Annotated in this window: 27 protein-coding genes; 9 read left to right on the top strand and 18 right to left on the bottom strand. The window is 63.5% G+C overall.

Annotation, left to right across the window (positions count from 1 at the left end; translation table 11 throughout):
- Nucleotides 1-66 precede the first annotated feature (66 nt).
- Genes HUK65_RS01925 through HUK65_RS01935 form a run of 3 tightly spaced genes read left to right on the top strand, consistent with a single transcriptional unit; the run spans nt 67 to nt 3,175 of the window.
- Nucleotides 67-1,926 carry a pilus assembly protein TadG-related protein gene (locus HUK65_RS01925; RefSeq protein ID WP_179904441.1) on the top strand — a complete coding sequence of 620 codons (1,860 nt, stop codon included), beginning with the start codon at nt 67-69 and terminating at the stop codon, nt 1,924-1,926.
- Nucleotides 1,923-2,483, top strand: a complete 561-nt coding sequence (locus HUK65_RS01930) for a TadE/TadG family type IV pilus assembly protein (RefSeq protein WP_179904442.1) — start codon at nt 1,923-1,925, stop codon at nt 2,481-2,483. The genes HUK65_RS01925 and HUK65_RS01930 overlap by 4 nt, the downstream gene beginning before the upstream one ends.
- A complete protein-coding gene (locus tag HUK65_RS01935; protein WP_179904443.1) occupies nt 2,480-3,175 on the top strand; it encodes a TadE/TadG family type IV pilus assembly protein in 696 nt (231 codons plus the stop codon). The genes HUK65_RS01930 and HUK65_RS01935 overlap by 4 nt, the downstream gene beginning before the upstream one ends.
- A 13-nt stretch (nt 3,176-3,188) precedes the next feature.
- Here the strand turns inward: HUK65_RS01935 and HUK65_RS01940 are convergent, their stop codons facing one another.
- Nucleotides 3,189-3,782, bottom strand: coding sequence for a TetR/AcrR family transcriptional regulator (locus HUK65_RS01940; protein WP_179904444.1), 594 nt, complete (start codon nt 3,780-3,782; stop codon nt 3,189-3,191).
- A gap of 133 nt (nt 3,783-3,915) precedes the next feature.
- Here HUK65_RS01940 and HUK65_RS01945 point away from each other — a divergent pair, with 133 nt between their 5' ends.
- Nucleotides 3,916-4,197: a hypothetical protein gene (locus HUK65_RS01945; RefSeq protein WP_179904445.1), complete on the top strand. Its 282-nt coding sequence runs from the start codon at nt 3,916-3,918 to the stop codon at nt 4,195-4,197.
- 122 nt (nt 4,198-4,319) lie between these two features.
- Here HUK65_RS01945 and HUK65_RS01950 read toward each other — a convergent pair whose 3' ends face one another.
- The 10 genes from HUK65_RS01950 to HUK65_RS01995 all read right to left on the bottom strand — a co-directional run bounded on the left by HUK65_RS01950 (nt 4,320) and on the right by HUK65_RS01995 (nt 14,911).
- The gene (locus HUK65_RS01950; protein ID WP_179904446.1) at nt 4,320-5,984 is read right to left on the bottom strand and encodes a peptidoglycan-binding domain-containing protein; all 1,665 of its coding nucleotides are present in this window, start codon (nt 5,982-5,984) and stop codon (nt 4,320-4,322) included.
- Nucleotides 5,985-6,015: 31 nt separating this feature from the next.
- Nucleotides 6,016-7,242: a phenylacetate--CoA ligase family protein gene (locus tag HUK65_RS01955; protein ID WP_179904447.1), complete on the bottom strand. Its 1,227-nt coding sequence runs from the start codon at nt 7,240-7,242 to the stop codon at nt 6,016-6,018.
- 46 nt (nt 7,243-7,288) lie between these two features.
- Nucleotides 7,289-8,137, bottom strand: coding sequence for an ABC transporter ATP-binding protein (locus HUK65_RS01960; protein ID WP_179904448.1), 849 nt, complete (start codon nt 8,135-8,137; stop codon nt 7,289-7,291).
- Between the two features lie 88 nt (nt 8,138-8,225).
- On the bottom strand, nt 8,226-9,518 hold the full coding sequence (locus HUK65_RS01965; RefSeq protein WP_179904449.1) for an ABC transporter substrate-binding protein: 1,293 nt from the start codon (nt 9,516-9,518) through the stop codon (nt 8,226-8,228).
- A gap of 74 nt (nt 9,519-9,592) precedes the next feature.
- Nucleotides 9,593-10,669, bottom strand: coding sequence for a branched-chain amino acid ABC transporter permease (locus HUK65_RS01970; protein WP_179904450.1), 1,077 nt, complete (start codon nt 10,667-10,669; stop codon nt 9,593-9,595).
- Nucleotides 10,670-10,672: 3 nt separating this feature from the next.
- Nucleotides 10,673-11,659 (bottom strand): branched-chain amino acid ABC transporter permease, encoded by a 987-nt coding sequence (locus HUK65_RS01975; protein WP_179904451.1) that lies wholly within the window; start codon nt 11,657-11,659, stop codon nt 10,673-10,675.
- A gap of 35 nt (nt 11,660-11,694) precedes the next feature.
- Entirely contained in the window at nt 11,695-12,519 is an 825-nt protein-coding gene (locus HUK65_RS01980; protein ID WP_179904452.1) for an ABC transporter ATP-binding protein, read from the bottom strand.
- Nucleotides 12,520-12,522: 3 nt separating this feature from the next.
- Entirely contained in the window at nt 12,523-12,786 is a 264-nt protein-coding gene (locus HUK65_RS01985; RefSeq protein ID WP_179904453.1) for a hypothetical protein, read from the bottom strand.
- On the bottom strand, nt 12,783-14,750 hold the full coding sequence (locus HUK65_RS01990; protein WP_327787013.1) for an AMP-binding protein: 1,968 nt from the start codon (nt 14,748-14,750) through the stop codon (nt 12,783-12,785). The genes HUK65_RS01985 and HUK65_RS01990 overlap by 4 nt, the downstream gene beginning before the upstream one ends.
- A complete protein-coding gene (locus HUK65_RS01995; RefSeq protein WP_179904454.1) occupies nt 14,747-14,911 on the bottom strand; it encodes a hypothetical protein in 165 nt (54 codons plus the stop codon). The genes HUK65_RS01990 and HUK65_RS01995 overlap by 4 nt, the downstream gene beginning before the upstream one ends.
- A 48-nt stretch (nt 14,912-14,959) precedes the next feature.
- On the opposite strand from HUK65_RS01995, the gene HUK65_RS02000 reads away from it, so the two are divergent.
- Nucleotides 14,960-16,882, top strand: a complete 1,923-nt coding sequence (locus HUK65_RS02000; protein WP_179904455.1) for a hybrid sensor histidine kinase/response regulator — start codon at nt 14,960-14,962, stop codon at nt 16,880-16,882.
- Nucleotides 16,879-17,586, top strand: a complete 708-nt coding sequence (locus HUK65_RS02005; RefSeq protein ID WP_179904456.1) for a response regulator transcription factor — start codon at nt 16,879-16,881, stop codon at nt 17,584-17,586. Before HUK65_RS02000 ends, HUK65_RS02005 begins: the two co-directional genes overlap by 4 nt.
- Before the next feature lie 174 nt (nt 17,587-17,760).
- Here the strand turns inward: HUK65_RS02005 and HUK65_RS02010 are convergent, their stop codons facing one another.
- The 3 genes from HUK65_RS02010 to HUK65_RS02020 form a co-directional block, all read right to left on the bottom strand.
- A complete protein-coding gene (locus tag HUK65_RS02010) occupies nt 17,761-18,048 on the bottom strand; it encodes a 4a-hydroxytetrahydrobiopterin dehydratase (RefSeq protein ID WP_179904457.1) in 288 nt (95 codons plus the stop codon).
- Nucleotides 18,045-19,244, bottom strand: coding sequence for a GNAT family N-acetyltransferase (locus HUK65_RS02015; RefSeq protein ID WP_179904458.1), 1,200 nt, complete (start codon nt 19,242-19,244; stop codon nt 18,045-18,047). Before HUK65_RS02015 ends, HUK65_RS02010 begins: the two co-directional genes overlap by 4 nt.
- Before the next feature lie 114 nt (nt 19,245-19,358).
- A complete protein-coding gene (locus HUK65_RS02020; protein WP_179904459.1) occupies nt 19,359-19,847 on the bottom strand; it encodes a peroxiredoxin in 489 nt (162 codons plus the stop codon).
- A gap of 91 nt (nt 19,848-19,938) precedes the next feature.
- Here HUK65_RS02020 and HUK65_RS02025 point away from each other — a divergent pair, with 91 nt between their 5' ends.
- Together HUK65_RS02025 and rsmD are read left to right on the top strand one after the other, a co-directional pair.
- On the top strand, nt 19,939-21,144 hold the full coding sequence (locus HUK65_RS02025) for an NAD(P)/FAD-dependent oxidoreductase (protein WP_179904460.1): 1,206 nt from the start codon (nt 19,939-19,941) through the stop codon (nt 21,142-21,144).
- The gene (gene rsmD, locus HUK65_RS02030) at nt 21,144-21,731 is read left to right on the top strand and encodes a 16S rRNA (guanine(966)-N(2))-methyltransferase RsmD (protein ID WP_179904461.1); all 588 of its coding nucleotides are present in this window, start codon (nt 21,144-21,146) and stop codon (nt 21,729-21,731) included. The genes HUK65_RS02025 and rsmD overlap by 1 nt, the downstream gene beginning before the upstream one ends.
- Nucleotides 21,732-21,849: 118 nt before the next feature.
- On the opposite strand, the gene dnaQ is transcribed toward rsmD, so the two are convergent.
- From dnaQ to HUK65_RS02050, 4 genes are read right to left on the bottom strand one after another with little or no spacing between them, the layout of a single operon-like run.
- A complete protein-coding gene (gene dnaQ / locus HUK65_RS02035) occupies nt 21,850-22,551 on the bottom strand; it encodes a DNA polymerase III subunit epsilon (protein ID WP_179904462.1) in 702 nt (233 codons plus the stop codon).
- Complete coding sequence (coaE, locus tag HUK65_RS02040; RefSeq protein WP_179904463.1) at nt 22,551-23,150, bottom strand: dephospho-CoA kinase; 600 nt, start codon at nt 23,148-23,150, stop codon at nt 22,551-22,553. Before coaE ends, dnaQ begins: the two co-directional genes overlap by 1 nt.
- A complete protein-coding gene (locus HUK65_RS02045) occupies nt 23,147-23,974 on the bottom strand; it encodes a shikimate dehydrogenase (protein ID WP_179904464.1) in 828 nt (275 codons plus the stop codon). Before HUK65_RS02045 ends, coaE begins: the two co-directional genes overlap by 4 nt.
- Nucleotides 23,971-24,567: a Maf family protein gene (locus HUK65_RS02050; protein WP_179904465.1), complete on the bottom strand. Its 597-nt coding sequence runs from the start codon at nt 24,565-24,567 to the stop codon at nt 23,971-23,973. Before HUK65_RS02050 ends, HUK65_RS02045 begins: the two co-directional genes overlap by 4 nt.
- Before the next feature lie 517 nt (nt 24,568-25,084).
- Between HUK65_RS02050 and rho the strand changes: the two genes are divergently transcribed.
- The gene (gene rho, locus HUK65_RS02055; RefSeq protein ID WP_179904466.1) at nt 25,085-26,356 is read left to right on the top strand and encodes a transcription termination factor Rho; all 1,272 of its coding nucleotides are present in this window, start codon (nt 25,085-25,087) and stop codon (nt 26,354-26,356) included.
- Nucleotides 26,357-26,370: the final 14 nt, after the last annotated feature.

The following is a 26,370-nucleotide window of genomic DNA, read 5'->3' on the forward strand; positions in this document are numbered from 1 at the left end:
TTCTCTGAAGTCCTGTTTTCACGCGTGGGTCGCTGCGGCCCTTGCTGTCGGATGAGGTTAGTATTGATGGACATTCTGCGTATGGTCAAACGGCAGATCAGATCACGCCTTCGGCATGCCCCGGACGTCCTGCGGCGCGAGGATGGCAGCATCATGGTGCTGGGTCTGGTCTTCTTCATCCTGATCCTGATGGTTGGCGGCATCTCCGTCGATCTGGTGCGATATGAACAGAAACGCACGCAATTGCAGTCACTTGCAGACCGTGCCGCGCTTGCGGCGGCCAGCCTGACCCAGCCCCAGGACATGGAGGATGTGGTCCGCGACTATTTCGAGCGTGAGGGGCTTCTGGAGTATCTGGTCCGCGTGGATACCAGCGAACAAACCCTGAACGCGCGCAATGTGCAGGTGGTCACGCGGGCGGCAGTGCCGGCCTATTTCTCGCGCCTGATCGGGATGACCCGCTACGAATCGCCCGTTGTCAGCCGCGCCGAGGAACGCATCACCGATGTCGAGGTGACGATGGTTCTGGACCTGTCGAATTCCATGAACCAGTTCAACCGCATCGAAAACCTGCGCATCGCCGGAGAGGATTTCATCGATACGCTCTATCAGGACGCGCAGGATGACCAGATTTCGGTGTCCATCGTCCCCTACACGGGGCAGGTGAATGCCGGGCATGATCTTCTGTCCTATTACAACACCACCCATGATCAGCCCTATTCCGCCTGTGTGCTGTTCAACAACAATTCCTATGACAATCTTGAACTGTCCCAGTCGGCCACGCTGACCGGGGCGGGGCATTTCGACCCCTGGCACATGTCCCGGTTCGACCTGATGTCCTTTTGCCCCACGCATCCGGGCGGCATCCGCGGCTCCATGAGCACCTGGGCCTTCAACAACTATGTGTCATCGCAGGGCCTGACGGCGGATGATTTCGAACCGGAGGATGTGGACACCGCCGAGATCATGGTCATGCAGGATGATCCGGACGTTCTGCGCCGCCGCCTGCGCAGCCTGATCGCCGATGGCAACACTTCGATCGAGATCGGCATGAAATGGGCCGCCGCGCTGATGGATATGTCCTCCAGCAACATCGTCAACGACATGATCAGCCAGAACCTGGTCAATGCAAGCTTCGATGACCGCCCCTTTGAATATGAAGACCCGGAATCGATCAAGACCGTGGTCCTGATGACCGATGGCGAAAACTGGGACGAATGGCGCATGACCAACCAGTTCAAGCAGGGGCCTTCGGGTGTCTGGCACAGCTTCCAGCGGCCATCGAATGCGAACACGCTGATCTCGCAGCTTGTCGCCGAAGGGGCCAACGGGACGCAGTTCGAGTTCCCTGACAAGCCCTGGGCCAATCCATCAAGCGCGCGCCTCTCGGTCCGTCATCCGAATCCGGACTGGAATCAGGGCAATTTCTACATCCCTGACCGGGTGGAGAACCCCATGAACCGCACCTGGTCAAACATGCCGGACCGCTGGGACAGCAATTGCACCGAATATGGCCCATCGATGCATAGCAGCCGGCGCACGGCCTTCCGCTTCTACGCCTGCAACGACTGGATCATCCAGGAGCTGGACTACCGTGAGCTTTGGGCCACATTCCCGGTGCGCTGGGTGGGGGCGTATCTCTATCACTACCCGGGGATCCAGAACTACTGGAACTGGCTGGACCAGCGCATCACCTCGTCGCCCCCGGGGCCAAAGGATGAGCGTCTGTTCCGGATCTGCGACCGGCTGCGCGAACAGAACGTGCGCGTCTATGCCGTGGCCTTCGAAGCACCGCCCAACGGGGTCGAGGCCATGCGCCGCTGCGCCTATTCCGAAAACTACTTCTTCGATGTGAACGGGCTGGAAATTCAGCAGGCCTTTCGCACCATTGCCGGCAGCATCCAGCGGTTGAGGTTGCTCGAATGACCAGGATTGCACGCTTTCTCCGCGCTCTGCGCCGCGCACCCCGGGATCTGCTGCGCAGACAGGACGGTTCGGCCCAGGTTGAATTCGTGATCATGGTGCCGCTGCTGTTTTCCGTCTTCTTCATGGGGGTCGAAGCCGGGGTGCTGCAAATGCGCCAGGTGATGCTGGACCGGGCCCTGGACCTGACCATCCGCGACCTGCGCCTGGGACGGCTGGGCAGTGAACCGCAACATGACGAGGTTCGCCGGGCAGTCTGCGACCATTCCTTCCTGATCCCCAATTGCAACGACAATCTGGCCCTGGAACTGACCGGGATCAACCTGGCGGGCTGGGCGCCGCCACAGGCCGATATCGAATGCGTTGACCGAGAGCTTGACATCATGCCGGTCAACACCTTCACCCAGGCTGGCGACGTCCGGCCAACGCTTGTGCGTGCCTGCCTGATCGTGGACCTGATCTTTCCAACCAGTCGGCTTGGCCTGCGCCTGTCAACGGATTCGCAGGGCGGGTTCCGCATGATCGCCGCGTCCTTCTACATCAACGAGCCCGGAGCATGACCATGCGCCAGTATCTGTCAGACCTCTTGCGCCGCTATGGCCGTGACGACAGCGGCGCCATCACGGCCGAAACAGTCATCATCCTGCCCGTGGTGTTCTGGGCCTTCATGGCCACCTTTGTCTATTTTGATGCCTTTGCCGCGCGCACGGACAGCCAGCGCGCCGCGTATACGGTGTCCGACTCCATCGGCCGCCAGCAGTTCACGCCGATCACCCCGGAAGAGATCGACAGCTACAACCGGATCTTTTCCTATCTGTCCGGGGGGCAGCCGCGCACCAATCTCCGGGTGACCTCGGTCATCTGGAACCCCATCATCGAACAATATGAAGTCGTGTGGTCCTACGGCACAAACAGCCTTGAGCCGCTGACCGACACGGACCTGACCCCGCAAGTGATCGAGCGCTTCCCCGTGCTTCCGACGCGGGAATCGATCTATATTGTCGAAACCATGGTGGATTTCGTGCCCATCATGCGCTCGCTGCCGCTGGTTGGCCGAGTGCTGGACCGCCAGGTCCTGCGGCAGTTCATCGTTGCCCGGCCGCGCTTTGCCCCGCAGCTTCAATTCGACGACGGAACCGGCGTCATCGGGACCACCTTCCCCACCTGTGATGACCCGGGCGCACTGTGCAATACCGACAATCCGACTTTCGATGACGATGACACGCTTTCGGAACTGAACACCAACAACTGACCACAGACTGCGGTCACCGGACCGGGGACACGGCCTTGCGCGTCATGTCCCAGTAGATGCCCTCGACCGTCTGCAAGCTCAGCCGACCGCCCTCGCGGTACCAGGTATTCACGCCGGTCAGCATGGCAATCAGCGCCAATGTCGCCAGCTTCGTATCCGGCACATCAAGGACCCCTTCGGCCATGCCGTCGCGCAGGATGGTTTCCAAACGGTCCTCATAGGCGCGGCGCAACCCTTCGATGACGCGGAAATTCCCGGGCTCCAGGTTCCGCAACTCCATGTAGGAGACAAAGACCTCATCCGCGCGCGCAGCGTGATGGCGGATATGAAACCGGGTGAACTGCTCCAGCCGCTCCAGCGCCGTTTCCCGGGGCGGCAGGGCGTCAAGAGCCTCCAATACGCCGCGCATATGGTCCTGCATCAGATCGAACAGCAGCGACTGCTTGTCAGGGGTATAGAGATACAGCGCCCCCGCCTGCACACCCACCTCAGCCGCGATCTGACGCATCGAAACCGCGGCAAACCCTTCGCGCGCAAACAGCCGCAGCGCCGCAGCGCGCACGCGCGGTCCGGTGATATCAGATCGGGATCCGGGCTTTCGGGCCATGACAGGACCATGCCCCCCATTGCGCACCACGCGCAAGCCGATAGCGCCCTGCGCTTGCACAGCAACGGGCGCTGACATAGGCTTCGCACCGGGTATGGAGGCAGGGAACAGGATGCGGTCCGGACTGCAAAAGATGGGCGCCACGGCCGTCATTACGGCGCTGCTGGCCGGGTGTTTCGCGCCAACGCATCTCCCGCCCGAAGACCCCGCCGCACGGGATCTTCCAACACCTGAACTCCTGCCGCTGTCCAGGGTCGTGGCCCAGGCCCGCGCTCAGGAGGGCGCACCTGACATGGCCGCAGGGATCGAAGCCCGCGCCGCCTCGTTGAACGCCCGCGCCGCCCGATTGCGCGCAACATCGCTGACCCAGGCCGAACGCGACGCCATGACCGGGATGCAGGCGCGGCACAGATAACTTGCCGACCGATCGCAATGCCACTGTCCGGCGCCCTGCGCCGGACAGCGCCCGCCGTCGGCGCGCAGGGTGGGCGGGTGGGCGCGGCGCGGGGGCGCTTCCTGCCCCGCTCGCCGCAGCTGTCAGTCGAACAGACGGAAAACGGCGCCGCGTATCAGCCCGTCGATCACCGCACTGGTGACGTAACCGGTGGGCGTCATGCCGTTATCCTCCTGCCAATCGGCCAGGGCGGCGCGCGTGTTGGCATCGAAACTGCCGTCGACAGCGCCGGGATCATACCCTTCGCCGCGCAGCTGCCGCTCGATCAGCACCCGGGTCATCTGGCCCAGGGCCAGCGCCTGCTCCGCGTCCCGGTCGCGGTCGACAAGCTCGGGCGAGACCCCTGGGTCAGGTTGCGGTTCAGGCGCGGGGCGCGCCGCCTCGCGCAACTCCTCCAACCGGCTGCGCGCGCTTGCGGCATTGTCCCCCTCGGGCCAATCCGCCAGAAAGCTCTCATAGGCGGCAATACTGTCGATGGCACGGGCATCGGCCCAGGCGGCGCGTTCACGCTCGGCGCGGGCACGGGCGCGCTCGGCCTCTATCGAACCGATGCGTTCGCGCGCCAGCTCGGCGAAAATCCCCTGCGGGTAGCGGTTGAGATACGCGCGCAACCCGGCCTCGTCGCCCGCAGCCCCGGTTTCAGCCCAGAAAGCGCGGTCGCGCTGCTCCTCGGCGGCGCGGCGCTCACGTTCCTCGGCCTCGATCTCGGCGGCGCGGCGCGCGGCCTGGGCGTTGAGTTGAAATATCTGGTCCCGGGTGATGAAACCCGTGTCCTCGTACCCGTTCTGGGCCTGCCACAGCCGAATTGACCCGCGGGTGCCCGGGCCAAAGATACCGTCGATGCCGCGGGTGTTGAAGCCCAACAAGGTCAGGTCCCGCTGAATCGCGCGGCGTTCGTCCCGGGTCAGGCCCAGCGCGTCCTCGATGGTTTCGGGGGTCGTCTCCAGCGCCTCGATGGCGCTGCGGGCAGCCTCGACGAAACCGCCCGAGGGAAAGGCTTCCAGATAGGCGTCATAGGCTTCGACCGTGTCGGCGTCCTCGGCCTCGGCCCAGGCGCGGCGGTCAGCCTCCTGCGCGGGCTCGAACCCTTCGGGCAGAAAGGTCAGGAAGGGCGGATCGAAACCTTCGATGGACAGGGTCCGGGTCTGGCGCACGACACCGCCCAGATTGGTGCCGGGCACCATGGCTTCGCGCACGAAGGCCGTGATCTGGCCCACGGGTCCGCGCACCAGGCTGACGCCCTGGGGCACGTCGATCCGGTCCGGCAGGCCACCGGTCAGCCCGTCGCCGGGGCTGCCCGGAAAACTGCCCTCTGCCAGCGCCACCACGGCACCGCCCTGGATACGCGATGCCACCGACAACACGGTTTCCAGCCGCACCCCGTCATTATCCACGGTAGCCAGATCCGGGCTTTCGGCTTCAGTGCCCATCAGCCACACGCTCTGTTCCCCGTGCAGCATGTGACCGGCAAAGACGATCACCACCCGTTCGCGCTGCTGCTGGCGCAGGTTGCGCGACAGGCGCGACAGGGCGCCGCGGATCTCGGCGGCGCTCAGATCACTTGTGGTTTCCACATCGAACCCTGCGGCCCGCAGGCGGGTCTCGGCGGCCAGCACCTGCCCTGCACCGCGCGCATCGCGCAGGGTCTCATAATCCTCGTTGGCGATGATCAGCACCAGCCCGGCCGCCGACGCCGGAAGCGACAAGGCCAGCGAGACAGCGCAGACCGACAGGAACCGAACAAGCATCCAAACCTCCGTTCGCGGGGGCGCGAAAGGGTCAGCCCTGATCGTAACTGCGCAGATCCTCGATCACCTTGCCATCATTGGGCAATGTGCCGGGCGGCACCAGTTCGACCTTGCCCCGCAGTTTCAGCGTATCAAGGACCGTGCCTTCATACAATTTGGGATTGCTGGCGCGGGTTTCGATCTGCACCGTCATCACGTCCATTTCACCGTCACGGGTGGCGATGACGCGGGCGCGGTGCACTTCTTCGTGGTGCGAGACGAAGGCGGCCACCTGTTCAGGGCGCACGAACATGCCCTTGATCTTGGTGGTCTGGTCGGCCCGGCCCATCCATCCCTTGATGCGCATGTTGGTGCGCCCGCAGGGGCTTTCGCCCGACAACACCGCCGAAAGGTCCCCGGTGGCAAAGCGGATCAGCGGATAGTCGGGGTTCAGCGTGGTGACCACAACCTCGCCCACCTCGCCTTCGGGGACGGGATCGCCAGTGCCGGGGCGAACGATCTCGACGATCACGCCCTCATCCACGATCAGCCCATCCATGGCATCGGATTCATAGGCGATATTGCCCAGATCGGCGGTGGCGTAGCACTGGCGGCAGGTGATGCCGCGGTCGGCATACTCCTGCCGGAGCGAGGGGAACAGCGCGCCCCCACCCACCGCCGCACGGGTCAGCGACAGGCGCACGCCCATCTCCTCGGCCTTGTCAAGGATGATCTTCAGGTAGTCCGGCGTGCCCGCATAGGCGGTAGTGCCGATATCGGCGGCGGCGCGGACCTGCAGTTCGGTCTGTCCGGTGCCAGCGGGGAACACGGTCGCCCCCACGGCGCGGGCGGCGCTTTCGAACATCATGCCGGCGGGCACGAAGTGATAGGAAAAGCAGTTCTGCACAATGTCATCAGAACCGATCCCCAGCGCATGCAGGAAGCGGCCCAGCCGCCACCAGTCATGACTGACGCGCCCGGGTTCATAGATCGGGCCCGGAGACTGGAAGACGTGGTCGAAGCCGCCAAGCGGAATTGATGCCAGTCCGCCCAGCGGCGGGTGATCACCCTGCGCGCCCACCAGTTCGGATTTCCGCAACACCGGCAGCCGCGCCAGTGCGGCGCGGTCGCGCATCTGTGCGGCATCGATATCCGCCAGTTGCGCCCCCAGTCCGGGGGTGGCTTGCGCGCGGGCGATCTGAGCAGGCAGGTCCCGGGCCAGATCGGCGGCGCGCGCATCGGCGCTGCGACATTCAAGGGGATCGAAAGGCTGTGTCATGGCTGCTCACGCGCGGGTTTCGGGGGTTGGGAGGGAGGTATGCGGATCAGGCCAGCCAGCGCTTGCGGCGCCGGTAGCTGCGCACCTCGCGGTAGCTCTTGCGGCCGGTGTCGGACATGCCCAGGTAGAATTCCTTCACATCGGGGTTTTCACGCAGTTCCTTGGCGTTGCCTTCCATCACCACGCGGCCGTTTTCCAGGATGAACCCGGTATTCGCATAGCGCAGCGCGACATTGGTGTTCTGTTCGGCCAAAAGGAAAGTCACCCCCTGTTCCCGGTTCAGCCGCGAGACGATTTCGAAGATCTGTTCCACAAGCTGCGGGGCAAGGCCCATGGACGGTTCATCCAGCAGGATCATCTGCGGACGTGACATCAGTGCGCGGCCGATCGCCGTCATCTGCTGTTCCCCGCCCGAGGTGTAGCCCGCCTGCGACCTGCGCCGTTCCTTCAGACGGGGGAAGTATTCATAGACCAGCTCCAGATCGGCGGCGATCTCGCTGCGCCCCTCCTTGCGGGTATAGGCCCCGGTGAGGAGGTTCTCCTCGACCGTGAGGTGTTCGAAACAGTGGCGTCCCTCCATCACCTGCACGACGCCGCGGTTGACCAGATCGGCGGGGCTCATGTCCACCACGTTTTCACCGTCATAGATGATGGAGCCCTTGGTGACTTCGCCGCGTTCGGAATGGATCAGGTTCGAAATCGCCTTGAGCGTGGTCGATTTGCCCGCGCCATTGCCGCCCAGAAGCGCGGTGATGCCGCCCTTGGGCACCTCCAGGCTGACGCCCTTGAGCGCCAGGATGACGTGGTTGTAGAGCACTTCGATGTTGTTGACCTCCAGCAGGTTCGCCTGCGTGGGCTGCTCGGTGGTGTTCTGCGGCGTTGCGGCGTCTAGCATGGGTTCGGACCTTCGCTTCGGGGGCGGGTGGCAGCTACCCCCCTGCGGGGGTGGTGGCGGCCCCGGACGGGGCCGCCGGAGGCGTGCCTCAGTTCAGGCAGGCCGGTTCGATGTCGTTCTCGGCGGCGAAGGCAAGGCTGTCCTCCATCACCATTTCCATGATCAGCTCACGGTCGGGTTCGATCCAGTCGGTGATCAGGTTCCATTCCTGGGCGCTGGCGTCCCACTGCTGGATCATGGCCTGGCCCGAACCGCCGTGGTTCTGGCAGCTGACCTCGAACGGGGGGCCGAAGTCGGGCAGACCCAGTTCGGCCATGCGCTCTTCGGTGATGACCAGATTGGCCATGCCGTCGCGCATCATCGCCGGGGTGATGTTGGCCACACCGTGGATTTCCTGCGCGGTGCGCGCGGCCTCGACCGCCAGCATCGCGGCATACATCCCGCGCGAATAGAGCACGGTGCCGACCTCATCGCCGGTGCCCGCAGCAAGGCCGCGGTCATAGACGTATTCCTGCAGGTCGTCATAGACCGGATAGTCCGTGCCCGTCCCGTGCATTGCCAGCGCCTTGTAGCCATCCGCGCCCATCCCGGCGGGCAGCACGTCCTGCTGCGAGCCCGACCACCAGACGCCGATGAAGTTCTCCATCGGGAAGCGGATATTCGCGGCTTCCTGCACGGCGGTGGAGTTCATCACCCCCCAGCCCCACATGATGACATAGTCAGGACGTTCGCGGCGGATCTGCAGCCACTGGCTGCCCTGCTCCTGGCCGGGGCTGTCCACACCGATGGTCAGCAACTCATAGCCCAGGCGCTCGGACAGGCGGGTCAGCGTTGGGATCGGCTCGCGCCCATAGGCCGAGTTGTGGTAGAGCAGCACGATCTTCTTGTCGTCCAGGCTGCCCTCGTTTTCATCCAGCAGGTAGTTGATGATCACGCTGGCCCCGTCCCAGTAGTTGGCCGGGTAGTTGAAGGTCCAGTTGAAGACCTCGCCATTCACGGCCGAGGTGCGCCCGTAGCCCATGGAATGGATCGGGATCTCGTCGCGTGCGGCGCGCGGGATGATCTGATAGGTGATGCCCGTGGACAGCGGCTGCAGCACCAGCGGGTTTTCGCCGCGCAGCGCCTGGTAGCATTCCACGCCCCGCTCGGTGTTATAGGCGGTCTCGCATTCGCTGTAGCGGATGGGCACGCCACCGATGCCGCCGTCCCGCTCGTTGATCAGCGTGAAGTAATCGGCATAGCCATCGGCGAAGGGGATGCCGCCGGCAGCGAAGGGGCCGGTGCGATAGCTCATGTTGGGGAAGAACAGCGACTCGGCGATGGCCGGGGCTGCGGCGGTCATGGTGACCGCAAGGGCTGCGGTCAGTCTTGTCATCTTCATTGGTGTCTCCTCCCACATTGGATGACGGTGATTGATGCGCCCACTACCCCGGGCGCCGGGTCGTCGCCGCACCCTCAATAGGGGAACGGCCAGAGCCGAAGCTTCTCCTTGATCGTACGCCACAGCGCGGCGATCCCGTGCGGCTCCATGATCAGGGTCACGATGATCAGCGCGCCGATGATCATGATCTCCAGATGCGCGGCCAGATCGGTGGCCCAGCCAAGGTTGTCGACCAGCATGATCTTGAGCAGCACCGGCCCGGCGATCAGGAAGAACGCCCCGGCAAAGGCGCCAAAGATTGACCCCAGCCCGCCAATGATGACCATGAACAGAACCAGGAAGGACTTGTCGATCCCGAAGGCCTCGCCCGCTTCGGCCGCACCCAGGTAGACGGCGAACAGCAGCGCGCCCGCGACACCGATATAGAACGAGGACACGGCAAAGGCGGTGAGCTTCGACCAGAGCGGGTTGACGCCGATGATCTCGGCCGCGATGTCCATGTCTCGGATCGCCATCCACTGACGCCCGAGGGTGCCGCGCGTCAGGTTGCGCGCCAGCCACGCCAGCGCCACCAGGAATACCAGGCAGATCATGTACATCGACAGCGCACTGGCCGAGGCGCCGGTCACCGGGATGCCGAACACCGTCCGCGTGGGCGCCGAGATCATGCCCGTGGGCGAGTAGTTGAAGAACCAGGGCGTCCGCGTGAACAGCCAGATCAGGAAGAACTGCGCCGCCAGCGTTGCCACCGCCAGGTAGAAGCCCTTGATCCGCAGCGAGGGCAGGCCGAAGAGCACCCCCACCCCGGCGGTGACAAGCCCCGACAGCAGGATCACGAAGATGATGTTCAGGTCCGGAAACCCGGTCATCAGCTTGTAGCTGGCATAGGCCCCCACCGCCATGAACCCGCCGGTGCCAAGGCTGAGCTGCCCGCAATAGCCGATCAGGATGTTCAGCCCCAGCGCCGCGATGGTATAGATCAGGAACGGAACCACCAGCGCGTTGGTCCAGTAGTCGTTCAGGATCAGCGGCATGACCAGGAAGGCGACGCCCAGCACGAAGTAATAACCATAGCGATCGAACCGGATCGGAAAGGTCTGGTTGTCAGAGGTGTAGGACGTCTTGAAATCGCCCGCTTCACGGTAAAGCATGGATCAGACCCTTTCGATGATCTTTTCGCCGAACAGCCCCTGCGGGCGGAACAGCAGGAACACCAGCGCCAGCATGTAGGCGAACCAGTTCTCGGTGGCGCCACCGATCAGCGGTCCCATGAAAAAATCGAACAGCTTCTCGCCCACGCCGATGATCAATCCGCCGACAATCGCCCCGGGGATCGAGGTGAAGCCGCCCAGGATCAGCACCGGCAGTGCCTTGAGCGCGATCAGCGACAGCGAGAACTGCACCCCCGATTTTGCGCCCCACATCATGCCCGCGACCAGTGCCACGATCCCCGCCAGCGACCACACCAGCACCCAGATGAAGCGCAGCGAAATGCCGACCGACAGGGCCGCCTGGTGGTCATCGGCCACCGCACGCAGCGCACGGCCCTGCTTTGTGTATTGCGAGAATACCACCAGCGCGCCCACCAGAATGGCAGCGATCAGCGCGGCCCACAGCTCCAGCGTGTCCATGTAGAAGCCGTAGCCGAACCAGTTGAACGTGGTCTCGTCCACCGCCAGCGACATGCCCTGCGGGATACCCACGTCCAGCCGCTTGACCTCGGCCCCCCACATCAGATCGCCCAGACCTTCGAGGAAATAGGCAAGGCCGATGGTGGCCATGAACAGGATGATGGGCTCCTGGTTGACCAGGTGGCGGAAGATGTAGCGCTCGACCAGCCAGGCAAACACGATCATGACCACAACGGTCCCGGCGATGGCAGCAAGCGTCGGAAGCGTGAAGCCGAAATAGTGCAGCCGCGTGCCGAAGATCGCGTTGATCAGATGTGCGAACGGTATCTGCCCGCTTTGCAGCCCCACAAGCGTCAGCGCGGCAAAAAGCGCCATGACCCCCTGGCTGAAGTTGAAGATCCCGCTGGCCTTGAAGATCAGCACGAAACCCAGCGCCACCAGGGCATACATGACCCCGGCCGTCAGGCCATTGGCGGCTGCCTCCATGGCAAAAAGTAGCGTGTCAGGCATGTCTGCCCCCCCGATAAACAACTGTTGCGGCGCGTTTAGTCATCGGTCACCCCCAGATAGGCCTTGATGACCTCTTCGTTGTTGCGCACCTCGTCCGGGGTGCCGTCGCCGATCTTCTTGCCGTAATCCATCACCACCACCCGGTCGGACAGGTCCATGACCACGCCCATGTCATGTTCGATCAGGACGATGGTGGTGCCGAATTCGTCATTCACATCCAGGATGAAGCGGCACATGTCCTCCTTCTCCTCGACATTCATGCCGGCCATGGGTTCATCCAGCAGCAGGATCGACGGCTCGGCCGCCAATGCGCGGGCCAGCTCCACCCGCTTCTTCAGGCCGTAAGGCAGGCGGGCAACCGGGGTCTTGCGGATGTGCTGGATCTCCAGGAAGTCGATGACCTTTTCAACCTTCTCGCGGTTTTCTTCCTCTTCCTTCTGGGCCTTGCCCCACCACATGGCCTGCTGGAAGATGTTGGCCTTCATGTGGTTGAGCCGCCCGGTCATGATGTTATCCAGCACGCTCATGCCTTCGAAAAGCGCGATGTTCTGGAAAGTCCGGGCGATGCCGGTGCGGGCCACCTGATAGGGGCGCATCCGCGGGCGGCGATAGCCCTTGTAGATGACTTCGCCCTCCTGCGGGTTGTAGAAACCAGAGATGACGTTGAGCATCGAGGACTTGCCCGCACCATTGGGGCCGATGATGGCGCGCACCTCGCCCCAGCGGATATCGAAGCTGATGTCCTTGATTGCCACCACGCCGCCGAAGCGCAGCGTGATGTTCTTCATTTCCATCGCCACACCGCCGATCTTGCGACCGTCAGCGGTGGTGTAGCCCTCATCCGGCTGGGTATCGAGCATGGTTCAGAGCCTTCCGACAAGGCCGACGACCAACCCGTAGGCGATCATCGAGCCGATGATGTAATGGATCCGCGACAAGGGCAGGCCCGGCCAGATGCGCTGGATCGCAAGAATACCGAACGCGCCGGTGATGGAGCCGCTGATCGCGGGTTTCAGGAACTCGGGAAAGAATCGCACGATGGCGAAGGCCAGGATCAGACCGGCAACCGCAATGATGGCGGCAACGGGGTACTTTGGGCTTTCCTGGGGAAGCTGTGACTGGGTCATTCTGCGGCAATCCTCTGTTCGTTGCCGAAGACGCGCGCGTCACGGATTTCCAGCGTTGCCTTGATCCGACCCTTGCGCCCGTCCTCGTAGGTGACTTCGGTTTCAGTGTAGACACTGTCCTTGTCACCATAGAGGGCGTCAATCAGATCGGCGAACTTGTCCTCGACGATACGGCGGCGCACCTTGCGGGTGCGGGTCATTTCACCGTCATCGGCGTCCAGTTCCTTGTGCAGCACCAGAAAGCGGTGGATCTGGCAGCCCGAGAGCATCTTGTCCTGCGCCACGCTTTCGTTGACCTGCTCCACATGCTCCTGGATCGTATCCAGCACACGCTTCAGCCCCGCCAGTTCCTGATAGCTTGAATAGGCGATGTTGTTGCGCTCAGCCCAGCTGCCAACTGCGCCGAGGTCGATGTTGATGAAGGCCACACAGCGGTCGCGGTTGTTGCCGAAGACCACCGCTTCCAGGATATTGGGGAAGAACTTGAGCTTGTTTTCCACATATTTGGGCGCGAACATGCCGCCATCGGCCATCTTGCCCACATCCTTGGCGCGGTCGATGATGCGCAGATGCCCGGTGGCTTCCTCGAAGAACCCGGCATCCCCGGTGGCCACCCAACCTTCGGGGTCCTTGGTGTCACGCGTGCTGTCGGCGTTCTTGTAATATTCGACGAATGTGCCGGGTGAGCGGTAGTAAACCTCGCCATTCTCGGCGATCTTCACCTCCACGCCGGGGCTGGGCACGCCCACGGTATCGTTGCGAACCTCGCCATCGGGCTGCTGGGTGATGAAGACCGATGCTTCGGTCTGACCGTAAAGCTGTTTGAGGTTGATCCCCAGCGAGCGGTAGAACTCGAAGATCTCGGGGCCGATCGCCTCGCCCGCCGTGTAGGCCACGCGGATGCGGCGCAGGCCCAGCGTGTCCTTCAGCGGGCCATAGACCAGCAGGTTGCCCAGCGCGTATTTCAGCCGCGCGCCCATGCTCACCGGCTTGCCGTCCAGCAGCTTCGGCCCGACCTTGCGCGCATGGGCCATGAAATGGTGGAACAGGCGCTGCTTGATGGGGCTTGCGTCCTCCATGCGGATCATCACCGTGGTCAGCATGGTTTCAAAGATGCGCGGCGGGGCGAAGTAATAGGTGGGGCCGATCTCGCGCAGGTCGGTCATCATGGTCTGCGCCGATTCCGGACAGTTGACGCAGAACCCGGTCCAGTAGGCCTGCCCGATGGCAAAGATGAAATCGCCAACCCAGGCCATGGGCAGATAGGCCAGGATTTCATCACCCGGTTTCAGCTTGTCAAACTCGGACGAGGCGCGGGAGGTTTCGATGATGTTGCGGTTGCTGAGCACCACGCCCTTGGGCTTGCCCGTGGTGCCCGAGGTGTAGAGCATGACGCAAGTGTGGTCATAGGTCAGCTCGGCGGTGCGCTTGTCCAGCTTGGCGCCCAGGCGCTGCGCGGCGGCGCGGCCTTCGGTCTGCACATCCTCCAGCCAGTTCATGCGGCTGTGGTCGTATTTGCGCATCCCGCGCTTGTCCAGGTAAAGGATCTGCTCGATGCAGGTGACAGTCTCCTGCACCTCGATGACCTTGTCCACCTGCTCCTGATCGCCGGCCACCACGAAGCGCGCGCCGCAATGGTCCAGCACATAGGCCATCTCTTCGGCGACCGCGTCCTGATAGAGCGGCACCGGGATCGCCCCCACCGATTGCGCGGCCACCATGGACCAGTAGAGCGCGGGCCGGTTGCGGCCGATGATGGCCACATAGTCGCCCCGCTCCATGCCCAGCGCCAGAAAGCCCAGCGCCATGGCGCGGATTTCCTCGGCGGTTTCGGACCAGGTCCAGTGCTGCCAGATCCCGAATTCCTTTTCGCGATACGCGGTCTTTGCCCCGTAGCGGCTGGCATTGCGCGCCAGAAGCGCGGGGATCGAGCAGGGTGCATCCTGCGCGGGCGTGGTGCTCACGGCGTCTGTCCTCCCGTCTTGCGCGGGCCTACCTCATAGCCCGGGCAGAATCGCCGGATCACCGGCGCGTTGGCCTTGTCTTGCTGGGCAAGTATTGCTTCACTTTTGCCCAATCCTTTCGAATTGTAACAGGTGGCAATGGCAGCTTTCGCCAGGCGCATGGGCAGGGTAAACCTGAACTCCCCGGGCGTGTTCAAAGGGAGGACAGCATGCCGGAATTGGAGGATACGCGCTTTCGGCTGATGAATGCCGGGCTGAACCTGATCCAGCAGGCCCTGTCGATCTTTGACAGCGACCTCAAGCTTGCCCTGTGCAACCACCGCTTCCAGGAGATGTTCGGCTTTCCCGATGACCTTGTCCAGCCCGGCGTCGCCTTTGAGGATATCATAAGCTATCTGGTGGATCGTGGCGAATACGGCCCGGTCAAGGACCGCGACGAAGCCATCCGCAGCCGGGTCGAGGCCGCGCGCGCCTTTGTGCCGCATTACATGGAGCGCCAGCGCGCCAACGGACGCTGGATTTCCGTCGAAGGCGCGCCGCTGCACCAGGGCGGCTGGGTCACAGTCTATACCGACATCACCGAGGTGCGGCTGCAGGAACAGCTTCTGCGCGCCCGCTCCGAGGAACTCTCGGGTGAGTTGCTGACCCATGCCGAACGCCTGGCCCAGGCTAACCGCGAGCTGGCCGCCACCAATGCAAGGCTGGAAGAAACCAAGCGCGAACTGACCGAGATGGAGGCCCGCACCCGGCTGACCACCGAGATGATGCCGGCCCATATCGCGCATATGGACAGGGACTACCGCTATACCTTTTCCAACCGGCGCCTGTCGGCGGTCATGCCCGGGCGTCCGCGCAACATCATCGGCCTGCATGCCTCCGAGGCGCTGGGCGATGCCTTCGCCAGGATACGCCCCTCACTTGAGCGCGCATTGCGCGGAGAGGCGTCCGTCTACGAATTCACCGACACCGAAAGCGGGCGTCGCATCCGCGTGGCCTTTACCCCGGACCAGATCGGCACCGGGCCAATCAATGGCATCTATATCCTGTCCATGGACGTGACCGAGGAAACCCAGGCCCGCGCCGCCCTGGCCCAGACCCGCAAGCGGGAACTGGCCGCGCAGCTCTCATCGGGGCTGGCGCATGATTTCGGCAATCTGCTGACCATCATCCTCGGCCTGCAGGGCCGGATGCTGCGCGATACCGCACTGCCCCCGCGTCTGGCCGAGCTGGCCCGCTCCACCATGGCGGCGGCGCGGCGCGGCGGGGTGCTGCTGGACCGGATCGCCCAGATCTCGGGGCACCGCGAAATCCGCCCGGGGCCGACCGATCTGGAATCGCTTCTGGATGACCTGCACATGATGGCCAGCCCCTCGCTGCCGGAAACGGTGCAGCTGCGCGTGCGGCTGGAAACCGCCCTGCCACCGCTGATGCTGGATGCGGGTGCGCTGCAGGACAGCCTGCTGAACCTGATCCTGAATGCCCGCGACGCGCTGGACGAAGGGGGCGGCGAAATCCGCCTGACCGCCCGCGCCGTGCAGGACACCTGGCTGGAAGTGACGGTCAAGGATACGGGCCCGGGCTTTTCCGAAACCGCCCTGTCCCATGGGTTGGAGCCGTTCTTTACCACCAAGGGCGGCGAGGGATCAGGCCTGGGTCTGGCGATGGTCTATGACCAGATCACGCTTTGCGGGGGTACCGTGCGGCTGTCCAACGGCGCGCAGGGCGGCGCCCGCGTCACGCTGCGCCTGCCCCTGCGCCGGGTCAGCACCAATGCCGCCCCGCAAATGGTGCTGCTGGTCGAAGACAGCACCGAAATTCGCGAATCCGTGCGCGAGATGTTGCGCAGCATGGGCCATAGCGTGATCGAGGCCACCAGTGCCGATGAAGCCATGCAACTGGCCGAACTGCCGGGGATCGAAATGGTGCTGAGCGATATCAACCTGCCTGGTGAAATGAGCGGGCTGGACCTGGCCCGCCACCTACGCATCCGCGGGCTCACACGTGCCGCGCTCATGACCTCGCTGCCGCCGGGGGACAGCCTGCGCCGCACCGCAGCCGCCGAATTCCCGGTGCTCGGAAAACCCTTCGGCCCTGCGGATCTGCAGACCTCGCTGCAAGAGGTCGCCGCATGAACCAGCCCCATGTCGCGATCCTTGATGATGAGCCCGAAATCCGCCAGATGCTGGCGCAGGCCCTGGGAGATGCCGGATTCCGCACCTCATGCTTTGCCCGCGCGACCGAGTTCGAAGCGGCGCTGAAACACGCCACCCCTGATGTCTGCCTGGTGGATCTGGGCTTGCCGGACCGCGACGGGCTGGCACTTGTGCACCGGCTGGCGCTTGAATCGGGGGCAACCATCATCATCATTTCGGGCCGGGCGCAGGTGCAGGACCGGGTCACCGGGCTGGAACTGGGCGCCGATGACTACATCATCAAACCCTTTGAACCCGCCGAGGTTGTTGCCCGCATCCGCGCGCGCCTGCGCCGCCCCGCCAGCTTCGCAGGCAGCGCCAGCGCCGAAACCGCCCGGTTCAACGGCTGGACCGCCCATTTCGACCGCTACATCCTGACCCGCAGCGACGGCGCCGAAATCCCCTTCAGCCATGCCGAGGGCGAGGTCCTGCGCCTGTTCCTGGAAAGCCCCAAGCGGCTGATCACCCGCACGCAGATGCAGGACTCCCTGGGCGGCGCGGCGGGCGAAAGCTTTGACCGGGCCATGGATGTGCGGATTTCACGCCTGCGCACCAAACTGGGCGAAGACCCCCGAAACCCGCGCCTGATCAAGACCATCTACGGCGCGGGCTACATCTTTCTGGGCGATGTCACCTGGCATTAAAGTCGGCCACCCGCAAATGATGACCGGATCCGGGTTTTCCGCGATGCGCGCCCAGAGGGTCAGCGCGGATCATGGGACACAAGATGCTCTGGCGCGCGCAGCCTCCGTCCGGGCTGCGCGCAAGGGTGGGTGGGTGGGCGCGCGGCCCGGACGGAGGCTGCGCGCGCTTCCACCTTATCCCGCCAGCTTGTCCATCTTCCTGGCCAGCTTCACGTCCAGCTCGGACAGTCCGTCCACATCATGGGTGGTCAGCGTGACCTTCACCGTCTTGAAGACATTGAACCATTCGGGGTGGTGATTCAGTTTCTCCGCCCAGATCGCGGCCTGTGCCATCCAGCCAAAGGCTTCGACAAAATTGGCGAAGGTATAGGTCTTTTCAATCGCCGCTCCATCATCGCGCAGCGTCCAGCCCTGGGACAGAAGCGGATCCAGCAAGCTCTGGTCGGTCAGTTTCTCGGTCATTGCGGTTCCTCCTGATGCTGCGGTCGGCCCGCGATCTTTCGGAACGGGCCCATATCGGCCAGCAGGTCGATTTCATGCTCCATGGCCGAACGCTCTTCCGACAGGTAGCGCGCCACGGCGTCGTGGAAACGGGGGTCGGGAAAATGGTGGAGGGAATGGACCTTGCGCGGAAGGTATCCGCGCGCCAGCTTGTGCGAACCCTGCGCGCCCGCCTCAACCCGCGACATCCCGTTGCGCAGGGCGAAATCGATGCCGCGATAATAGCAGAGTTCGAAATGCAGGCAGGGGTGATCCTCGATACAGCCCCAGTAGCGCCCGAACAGCGTATCCCGCCCGATGAAATGCAGGGCGCCAGCGACCCAGCGCCCGTTGTTGCGCGCCATGACCAGCAGGATATCGTCGCGCAGGCTGGCCTGTGCTGCAGCAAAGAAATCCCGTGTCAGATAGGGTCGGCCCCATTTTCGCGCACCTGTGTCCTGATAGAAGGTCCAGAACGCATCCCAGTGTTCAGGCTCAATGGCGTCGCCAGTCAGCTCATGGATGGTGCCGCCAAAATCTGCGGCGGTGGCGCGCTCCTTGCGGATGGCCTTGCGCTTGCGCGAAGACAGCGCGCCCAGGAAGCCGTCAAAATCACCAAACCCGGCATCCTGCCAGTGGAACTGCTCGGTTACCCGGTGCAGATACCCCTGATCCGCCCCCTTTCGCGCCTCTTCTTCGGTGCAGAAGGTCACATGCGCCGAAGACAGCCCGTTCTGCGCCGCCGCCCGCGAAAGCCCCTGCAGCATGACCCCCCCGGCATCGTCCTCCCGGTCCGGGACGACAAGGATCCTGCGCCCCGTTGCCGGGGTAAAGGGGACCGCGCATTGCAGTTTCGGATAATAGGACTGGCCCGCGCGCGTCCAGGCATCGGCAAAGGCATGGTCGAAGATATATTCGCCCTGGCTGTGATACTTGGCATAGACCGGCGCCACACCGACGACCCGTGACCCGTCGCGCAGGACAAAGTGATGTGGATCCCAGCCGGAGCCGTCCCCCACGGAACCCGAATCCTCCAGTGCCTTCAGGAAACGGTGCGTGGTAAACGGGTCCGCCGGCCGCCCCATGGTCGCTTCGGGGCAGGCGCATGCGTCCCAGTCAGCCGCCGCGATGCGGTCGACACCATTGATCGAGGTGAGTTGCAGCCCTGTATTCTGCATGCCGCTGTATGCTCCTCCGAGGGAACAAGATGACCCCCGGAAGCGCGTTGGCAAGCTTCCGGGCGGAAAAATTCTGCACAGCGGTGCAGATTTCGCCGCCCGGGTTCAGATCGATCAAAGTTTCTGCAGCATGGCTTCGCCACCTGAAAGTTCACACGTGCCCGGGGCTTCTTCCAGGTTCAGCACCTTCACCTCGCCATCTTCGACCAGCATCGCGTAGCGTCTGGACCGGCCGAAGAACCCCACTGGCGGGGCGTCAAACGCCATGCCCAGCGACTTTGTAAAGGCGCCATCGGCATCGGCCAGCATCTTGATCCCCGCGGCTTCGCCCCCCGTGGCCTCGGCCCAGGCCTTCATGACGAAATGATCATTGACCGAGATGCAGATGATATCCTCAACCCCCTTGGCGGCCAGGTCATCCTTGACGCGGATGAAGCTGGGCACATGGGCCGTGTGGCAGGTAGACGAGAATGCCGCCGGAACCGCAAAGATGACAACCTTGCGGCCCTTGATCAGTTCTGACAGGTCCACCGTTTCAGGACCGTTATCGCCCATGCGGCCCAGCGTGGCCTGGGGAAGGGTATCTCCCGGCTTGATGCTCATGACTTTCCTCTTGTCTGGGGTGTGTATAAGTGTGGGCGACATATAGGCGGCGAAACCTTCGCGGCCAGATGCGAACACAGGAGCGGAACAGATGGCCGGGATCGTCGTTGTAGGGGCCGGGCAGGCCGGGGCGGCGCTGGTGGCAAAGCTGCGGGCGCTGGGGCATGACGGGCCGCTGACCCTGATCGGTGCCGAACCTGTGCCGCCCTATCAACGGCCACCCCTGTCCAAGGCCTATCTGCTGGGCGAAATGGACATGGAACGCCTGTTCCTGCGACCCGAGAGCTATTACACCGAACAGGGGATCACGCTGATCACCGATGCAGCCGTCACCGCGCTGGACCCTGCCCGGCGCCAGATCCGCATGGGCGATCAGACCCTGGACTATGAGCAACTGGCCCTGACCACCGGGGCCATTCCGCGGCGGCTTCCTGCGGCCATGGGCGGCGATCTGGCCGGGGTGCATACCGTGCGCACCCTGGCCGATGTGGACCGCATGGCGCCCGAATTCGTGGCCGGGCGGCGCATGGTGGTCATCGGCGGCGGGTATATCGGGCTTGAAGCCGCAGCGGTGGGCGCCAAACGCGGCCTGGCGGTTACCGTGATCGAAGCCGCACCGCGCATTCTGCAACGGGTCGCGGCGGCCGAGACCTCGGACTATATGCGCCAACTGCACGCCGGGCAGGGGGTGACACTGCTTGAAGGCACGCCGCTGGAGCGCCTGGAGGGCAGGGATGGCCGGGACATCGCCGCGCATCTGGCCGATGGCCGGGTCATCGCTGCGGATTTCGTGGTTTGCGGGATCGGCATCACCCCGGATGATGCGCTGGCACAAGCGGCCGGGCTGACCATCGACAACGGCATCGCCACCAACGCGCAGGGCCGAACAAGCGATCCCCATGTCTGGGCGGCGGGGGATTGCGCCTCTTTTCCCTGGCGCGGGGAACAGATGCGGCTGGAAAGCGTGCAGAATGCCATCGATCAGGCCGAATGCGTGGCCGCAAACATGCTGGGCGCCGACCAGCCCTATGACCCGGTGCCCTGGTTCTGGTCCGACCAGTATGACATGAAGCTGCAGATCGCCGGGCTGGGCACGGGGCATGACCGGGTCATCGTGCGCGAGAGTGGCAGCGCCCGAAGCCACTGGTATTTCGGCGGCGGAACATTCCTGGCTGTGGACGCCATGAATGATCCGCGCGCCTTCATGCTGGGCAAGCGCCTGCTGACCCAGCGCCGCAGCCCGGACCCGGCCCGGCTGGCCGATCCGGCGGTTGACCTGAAGGACCTGCTGCGCTGATGCGGATTGTCGGCGGTCGGTTCCGTGGGCGCAAGCTGGCCGAAGTCGGCGCCGGGGATGCGGCGGCGCACCTGCGCCCCACCCCTGACCGGGTACGTGAGGCGCTGTTCAACATGCTTGGCTCCGGGCGGTTCGGGCGGGTGCTGGAGGGCGCACGCGTGCTGGACCTGTTCGCAGGTACCGGCGCGCTGGGGTTCGAGGCGCTCTCGCGCGGGGCCGCGCATGTCACCTTTGTCGAAAACGGTGCCGCGGGTCGCGCCCTGATCCGCGAGAACATCGACAAACTGCAGGCCATGGGGACAACGCGCCTGTTCCGGCGCGATGCCACCCGGCTGGGTGACAACCGCGGCGCGCCCTTCACCCTGGTCTTCATGGACCCACCCTATGGCCAGGGTCTGGGCGCACAGGCGCTGGGGTCGGCCACCAAGGGCGGCTGGCTGGCAACCGATGCGCTGGTCATCTGGGAAGAGGCCGCGCCCCAACCCGCGCCAACCGGATTTGTCATTGAGGATCAGAGGAAATATGGCGCAAGCCATATCACTCTGATGCGGCAGAAACCGGCATCGGAGATGGACAGCTCGGCCTGAATGACTTCCCGCCCTGTGCCCCAGCACAGGGCGGCGCCCACGAGGCGCGTGGGTGGGCGGGTGGGACGCGGCTCGTGGGCGCTGCTGCGTCATGCACCAGGGGCGCGCGGGATCAAGGTCAGTGCTTTGACAGATACCGGGTCCACAGGGCGTTTTCCCCCAGATTGGCCACAAAGGCCGCATGGGCGTCACGTTCCGCGGCTGTCAGCCGGGGCGGCAGTGGCTTCGGACGCGGCTTCGGGCGCCATCCGGCGTTTTCGGCCGCCCGGCTCTGGTGTTGGGATGGACCAGAGAGCGCGAAATCCGGCTGACGGCCGCCGATCAGCTCCAGATACACCTCGGCCAGGATCTCGCTGTCCAGCAGCGCCCCATGCTTTTCCCGGGCGCTGTTGTCGATCCCGAAGCGCCGGCACAGCGCATCGAGCGAGGCCGGTGCGCCCGGGTAGCGCCGCCGCGCCATGTCCAACGTATCCACCGCCTGCCGGTCGGGCAGGGGATCACGGCCCAGCCAGCGCAATTCGGCATTGATGAAACGCATGTCAAAAGCTGCATTGTGGATCACCAGCCGGGCATCGCCGACAAACTCCAGAAACTCGGCCACGATCTGCGCGAATACCGGCTGACCGGCCAGAAACTCATCTCCCAGGCCATGAACCTCGAACGCCTCGACCGGCATGGAGCGTTCCGGATTGATGTATTGATGATAGGTCCGGCCGGTGGGCATGTGGTTGATCAGCTCAACTGCGCCGATCTCAACGATACGATGCCCCTCCTGCGGGTCCAGGCCTGTGGTTTCCGTATCCATGACCAGTTCGCGCATCATTCCTCCGGTATCAGGCGCTGGATCAGGGCGCGCACATCGGCGCGGGTCTGATCCAGGGTTCGGGTTTCGATGACATGTGTGGCACGGGCGCGCTTTTCTGCGTCCGGCATCTGGCGGGCCAGAATGCTGTCCAGCTGAACCCGGGTCATGCCGGGGCGGGCCAGCACGCGCTCCTGCTGCACTTCAGGCGAGGCTGTGACAACAAGTGTCTGGTCACAACCTGCATCTGCACCTGTCTCGAACAGAAGTGGAATATCCAATATAACCAAGGACTTGCCATCCTCACGCGCCTTGCATATGAACGCGGCACGGTCCCGGGCAACCAGCGGGTGCACCGCTTTTTCCAGACGTGCCAGGGCAGTGTCATCCGATGCGATCCAGTGCTTGAGGGCGCCGCGGTCGATCCCGCCATCGTCCAGCGCATCCGGGCAGAGCGCCGCAACAGCCGCAACTGCGGCCCCCCCGGGGGCATAGAGGCGGTGCACGGCAGCATCGGCATCCCAGACCGGAATACCCTCCGCAGCGAACATGGCGGCTGTGGTGGATTTGCCCATACCGATGGAGCCGGTCAGCCCCAGGATCAGCGGCCGCGTCATCCTGCCAGCACCGCCGCGCGAAGTTCATCGGTCACGCTGGGGCGTTGGCCGAACCAGCGCTCGAACCCCGGCACGGCCTGGTGCAGCAACATGCCCAGGCCGTCAACGGTGCGGCACCCACGGGCGCGCGCTATCTGCAGAAGCGGCGTTTCAAGCGGAGAATACACGATATCGGTGACAAGGGCTTGGGGATTGAGCGCATCGGGTCGCAGGTCAAGCGGGCTCTGACCCTGCATGCCAAGCGAGGTTGTGTTGACCAGCAACGCCGCATCCCCTGCAGCGACAGCCTTGTCAGCCCAGTCAACCACGGTCACGGGGGCGCCGAATTCCCGTGCCAGCGCCTGCGCGCGGGTCAATGTGCGGTTGCAAAGACGGATCTCGGGCACCCCAGCATCCTGCAGGGCAACGACCACTGCGCGCGAAGCGCCACCCGCGCCCAACACCAGCGCCGGCCCTGCCGCAGGGTCCCAGCCCGGTGCGCCCTGTCGCAGATTTTCCATGAAACCTTCGCCGTCGGTATTGTCGGCGTGAAATCCACCCGTGCCGAAGGTCAGCGTGTTGGCCGCGCCGATGCGCCGGGCACGGGCCGAAACCTCGGCGGCCAGCGGCAGCACAGCTTCCTTGTGCGGGATGGTGACGTTGACCCCCCGAAACCCCATGCGAGGCAGGGTGGCAAGGCAGGTTGTCAGATCCTCGGCGGCGATGTCCAGCGGGACGTAATGCCCGCGGATCCCCAGGACACGAAGCCAATGCCCGTGCAGAAGCGGTGACTTGCTGTGGCCAATGGGCGCGCCGATCACCCCGGCCAGGGGAACAGTTGTCATATGGGCAGATCCTGTCTCTGGACAAGAAAGTTCAGAAGTTCCATGAGCGGCAGCCCGAGAATGGTGAAGTGGTCACTCGTTACGCGTGCGAACAGGCGAACGCCCTCGGCCTCGATCTGGTAGCCACCCGCGCAATGGCGGATTTCGGACCAGTTCCGGTCAATATAGCCGCGCAACCAGGCATCCGACAGGTCATGCATCTGAAGATGCGCAACACCGACATGACGCCAGATCGGCACACCTTGCTGATAGAGCACCGCAGCGGAATACAGCTCATGGCTATGACCGCGCATCCGGCACAACTGTTCAAACAGCTGTTCGGGGTCCGGGGCCTTGGAGATGACAGTGCCGCCGAGGTCAGCCACCTGGTCACATCCGAGCACCAGATCCTCGGGGAAACGATTGGATATCTTGCGGGCCTTCGCCTCGGCCAGCGCATCGGCGAGGTCGCGCGGGGTGCACCCTTCATGGAGAAGCGAATCACGTAACGCAACTTCGTCGATACGCGCGGGTTCAGCGACACTCTGGAGCCCTGCGGCCTGCAACATGGCATGTCGCGCGGCGGAAGAAGAAGCGAGGATGATCCGTTTCATGGGGATATCTATGTGGGGAATTCGATGTGGGGCAAGGGGAAAACCCGGCGTCATCCACATGCGCGGCAAGGACGGCGGCAAGACTGCGCGGCTGTCCCGCCTCCGGCAGCTGTTTCTCCACAATGATGACTTGCGCCGGTGGTCTGTGGATAACTCTGAGCAATGGCGAAGCGGCGCCCTGAAAGAGTCTGTATTATCTTATTAAGTATATGATTTTAAGTTTAAAAATCTTATTTTGTGCGCAGAAAGTCGCCACCAGACATGGGTTCGGCTGTGCATAAGGTTGTGGAGGGAAATATAATCCACTGTTCCACAGGCCCTACTACACTCTTCAGAGTCCTTTATCCAAGAATGAGATTATGAAGGGCAGCGGCATGATCGAACTCAGGGCCCGGCTCGATTGACTTCCAGGGTATCGTGGCTTAGGTACAGCTTGCCGGGGCGTCCGCTTCGGTCGTCTCATGCCCCCACACAAACTTTTTGTGCCATGCTTCGTCATGGCCGATGGACCATTCCCATGACCGTAAGCCAGCTCAACCTTGCAGAACTCAAATCCCGTAGCCCGGCCGAACTTCTGGCTATGGCCGAAGAGCTGGAGATCGAGAACGCCTCGAGCATGCGCAAGGGCGAGATGATGTTCTCGATCCTCAAGGAACGGGCTGAAGAGGGTTGGGAGATCTTTGGCGACGGCGTGCTGGAGGTGTTGCAGGACGGATTCGGGTTCCTGCGGTCGCCCGAGGCGAACTATCTGTCCGGTCCTGATGACATCTATGTCTCGCCCGAGATGATCCGTCGGTTTTCACTGCGCACCGGGGATTCGGTTGAGGGCGTGATCCAGGCCCCGTCCGAAACCGAGCGGTATTTTGCGCTGACAAGGGCCACGAAGATCAACTTTGATGATCCGGAACGGTCACGCCACAAGGTTCACTTTGACAACCTGACACCGCTTTATCCGGATGAGCGGCTGAACATGGAACTGGCGGATCCGACCGTCAAGGACCGTTCGGCGCGGATCATCGACATTGTCTCGCCTCTGGGTAAGGGCCAGCGGGCACTGATCGTTGCACCGCCGCGCACCGGGAAAACCGTTCTTCTTCAGAATATTGCGAATTCTATCGAGAACAATCACCCGGAATGTTATCTGATTGTTCTTCTGATAGATGAGCGTCCCGAGGAAGTGACCGACATGCAGCGCAGCGTGAAGGGCGAGGTTATTGCCTCGACCTTTGACGAGCCGGCGACACGGCATGTGGCGGTTGCGGAAATGGTGATCGAAAAGGCCAAGCGCCTGGTGGAACACAAGCGTGATGTGGTCATCCTGCTGGATTCGATCACACGTCTGGGCCGGGCGTTCAACACCGTAGTGCCAAGCTCGGGCAAGGTGCTGACCGGGGGTGTGGACGCGAACGCCCTGCAGCGTCCCAAGCGGTTCTTTGGTGCCGCGCGCAACATCGAGGAAGGCGGGTCGCTGACGATTATCGCGACGGCGCTGATAGATACCGGAAGTCGCATGGACGAGGTGATCTTTGAGGAATTCAAGGGCACGGGCAACAGCGAGATCGTTCTGGACCGCAAGGTTGCGGATAAACGCGTCTTCCCGGCGATGGATATCCTGAAATCCGGCACCCGTAAGGAAGAGCTTCTGGTCGAAAAGTCGGATCTGCAGAAAACATTCGTGTTGCGCCGGATCCTGAACCCCATGGGGACGACCGATGCGATCGAATTCCTGATATCGAAGCTGAAGCAGACGAAGTCCAACAGCGAGTTTTTCGATTCGATGAATACCTGAGGATGATGTCAGGC

The sequence above is a fragment of the Rhabdonatronobacter sediminivivens genome, assembly GCF_013415485.1.
Classification (GTDB): Bacteria; Pseudomonadota; Alphaproteobacteria; order Rhodobacterales; family Rhodobacteraceae; genus Rhabdonatronobacter; species Rhabdonatronobacter sediminivivens.

What these genes read in the sequence shown, in the direction of transcription:
- HUK65_RS02000 (WP_179904455.1), top strand. Translation starts at nt 14,960, where the DNA reads ATGCCGGAATTGGAGGATACGCGCTTTCGGCTGATGAATGCCGGGCTG.
- HUK65_RS01930 (WP_179904442.1), top strand. Translation starts at nt 1,923, where the DNA reads ATGACCAGGATTGCACGCTTTCTCCGCGCTCTGCGCCGCGCACCCCGG.
- HUK65_RS02025 (WP_179904460.1), top strand. Translation starts at nt 19,939, where the DNA reads ATGGCCGGGATCGTCGTTGTAGGGGCCGGGCAGGCCGGGGCGGCGCTG.
- HUK65_RS02050 (WP_179904465.1), bottom strand. Translation starts at nt 24,567, where the DNA reads ATGAAACGGATCATCCTCGCTTCTTCTTCCGCCGCGCGACATGCCATG.
- HUK65_RS01955 (WP_179904447.1), bottom strand. Translation starts at nt 7,242, where the DNA reads ATGACACAGCCTTTCGATCCCCTTGAATGTCGCAGCGCCGATGCGCGC.
- HUK65_RS01950 (WP_179904446.1), bottom strand. Translation starts at nt 5,984, where the DNA reads ATGCTTGTTCGGTTCCTGTCGGTCTGCGCTGTCTCGCTGGCCTTGTCG.
- HUK65_RS01940 (WP_179904444.1), bottom strand. Translation starts at nt 3,782, where the DNA reads ATGGCCCGAAAGCCCGGATCCCGATCTGATATCACCGGACCGCGCGTG.
- HUK65_RS01935 (WP_179904443.1), top strand. Translation starts at nt 2,480, where the DNA reads ATGACCATGCGCCAGTATCTGTCAGACCTCTTGCGCCGCTATGGCCGT.
- HUK65_RS01945 (WP_179904445.1), top strand. Translation starts at nt 3,916, where the DNA reads ATGGGCGCCACGGCCGTCATTACGGCGCTGCTGGCCGGGTGTTTCGCG.
- HUK65_RS01925 (WP_179904441.1), top strand. Translation starts at nt 67, where the DNA reads ATGGACATTCTGCGTATGGTCAAACGGCAGATCAGATCACGCCTTCGG.
- HUK65_RS01985 (WP_179904453.1), bottom strand. Translation starts at nt 12,786, where the DNA reads ATGACCCAGTCACAGCTTCCCCAGGAAAGCCCAAAGTACCCCGTTGCC.
- HUK65_RS01975 (WP_179904451.1), bottom strand. Translation starts at nt 11,659, where the DNA reads ATGCCTGACACGCTACTTTTTGCCATGGAGGCAGCCGCCAATGGCCTG.
- HUK65_RS01970 (WP_179904450.1), bottom strand. Translation starts at nt 10,669, where the DNA reads ATGCTTTACCGTGAAGCGGGCGATTTCAAGACGTCCTACACCTCTGAC.
- HUK65_RS02045 (WP_179904464.1), bottom strand. Translation starts at nt 23,974, where the DNA reads ATGACAACTGTTCCCCTGGCCGGGGTGATCGGCGCGCCCATTGGCCAC.
- coaE (WP_179904463.1), bottom strand. Translation starts at nt 23,150, where the DNA reads ATGACGCGGCCGCTGATCCTGGGGCTGACCGGCTCCATCGGTATGGGC.
- dnaQ (WP_179904462.1), bottom strand. Translation starts at nt 22,551, where the DNA reads ATGCGCGAACTGGTCATGGATACGGAAACCACAGGCCTGGACCCGCAG.
- rsmD (WP_179904461.1), top strand. Translation starts at nt 21,144, where the DNA reads ATGCGGATTGTCGGCGGTCGGTTCCGTGGGCGCAAGCTGGCCGAAGTC.
- HUK65_RS02015 (WP_179904458.1), bottom strand. Translation starts at nt 19,244, where the DNA reads ATGCAGAATACAGGGCTGCAACTCACCTCGATCAATGGTGTCGACCGC.
- HUK65_RS01965 (WP_179904449.1), bottom strand. Translation starts at nt 9,518, where the DNA reads ATGAAGATGACAAGACTGACCGCAGCCCTTGCGGTCACCATGACCGCC.
- HUK65_RS02010 (WP_179904457.1), bottom strand. Translation starts at nt 18,048, where the DNA reads ATGACCGAGAAACTGACCGACCAGAGCTTGCTGGATCCGCTTCTGTCC.
- HUK65_RS02005 (WP_179904456.1), top strand. Translation starts at nt 16,879, where the DNA reads ATGAACCAGCCCCATGTCGCGATCCTTGATGATGAGCCCGAAATCCGC.
- HUK65_RS01960 (WP_179904448.1), bottom strand. Translation starts at nt 8,137, where the DNA reads ATGCTAGACGCCGCAACGCCGCAGAACACCACCGAGCAGCCCACGCAG.
- HUK65_RS01980 (WP_179904452.1), bottom strand. Translation starts at nt 12,519, where the DNA reads ATGCTCGATACCCAGCCGGATGAGGGCTACACCACCGCTGACGGTCGC.
- HUK65_RS02020 (WP_179904459.1), bottom strand. Translation starts at nt 19,847, where the DNA reads ATGAGCATCAAGCCGGGAGATACCCTTCCCCAGGCCACGCTGGGCCGC.
- rho (WP_179904466.1), top strand. Translation starts at nt 25,085, where the DNA reads ATGACCGTAAGCCAGCTCAACCTTGCAGAACTCAAATCCCGTAGCCCG.
- HUK65_RS01995 (WP_179904454.1), bottom strand. Translation starts at nt 14,911, where the DNA reads ATGCGCCTGGCGAAAGCTGCCATTGCCACCTGTTACAATTCGAAAGGA.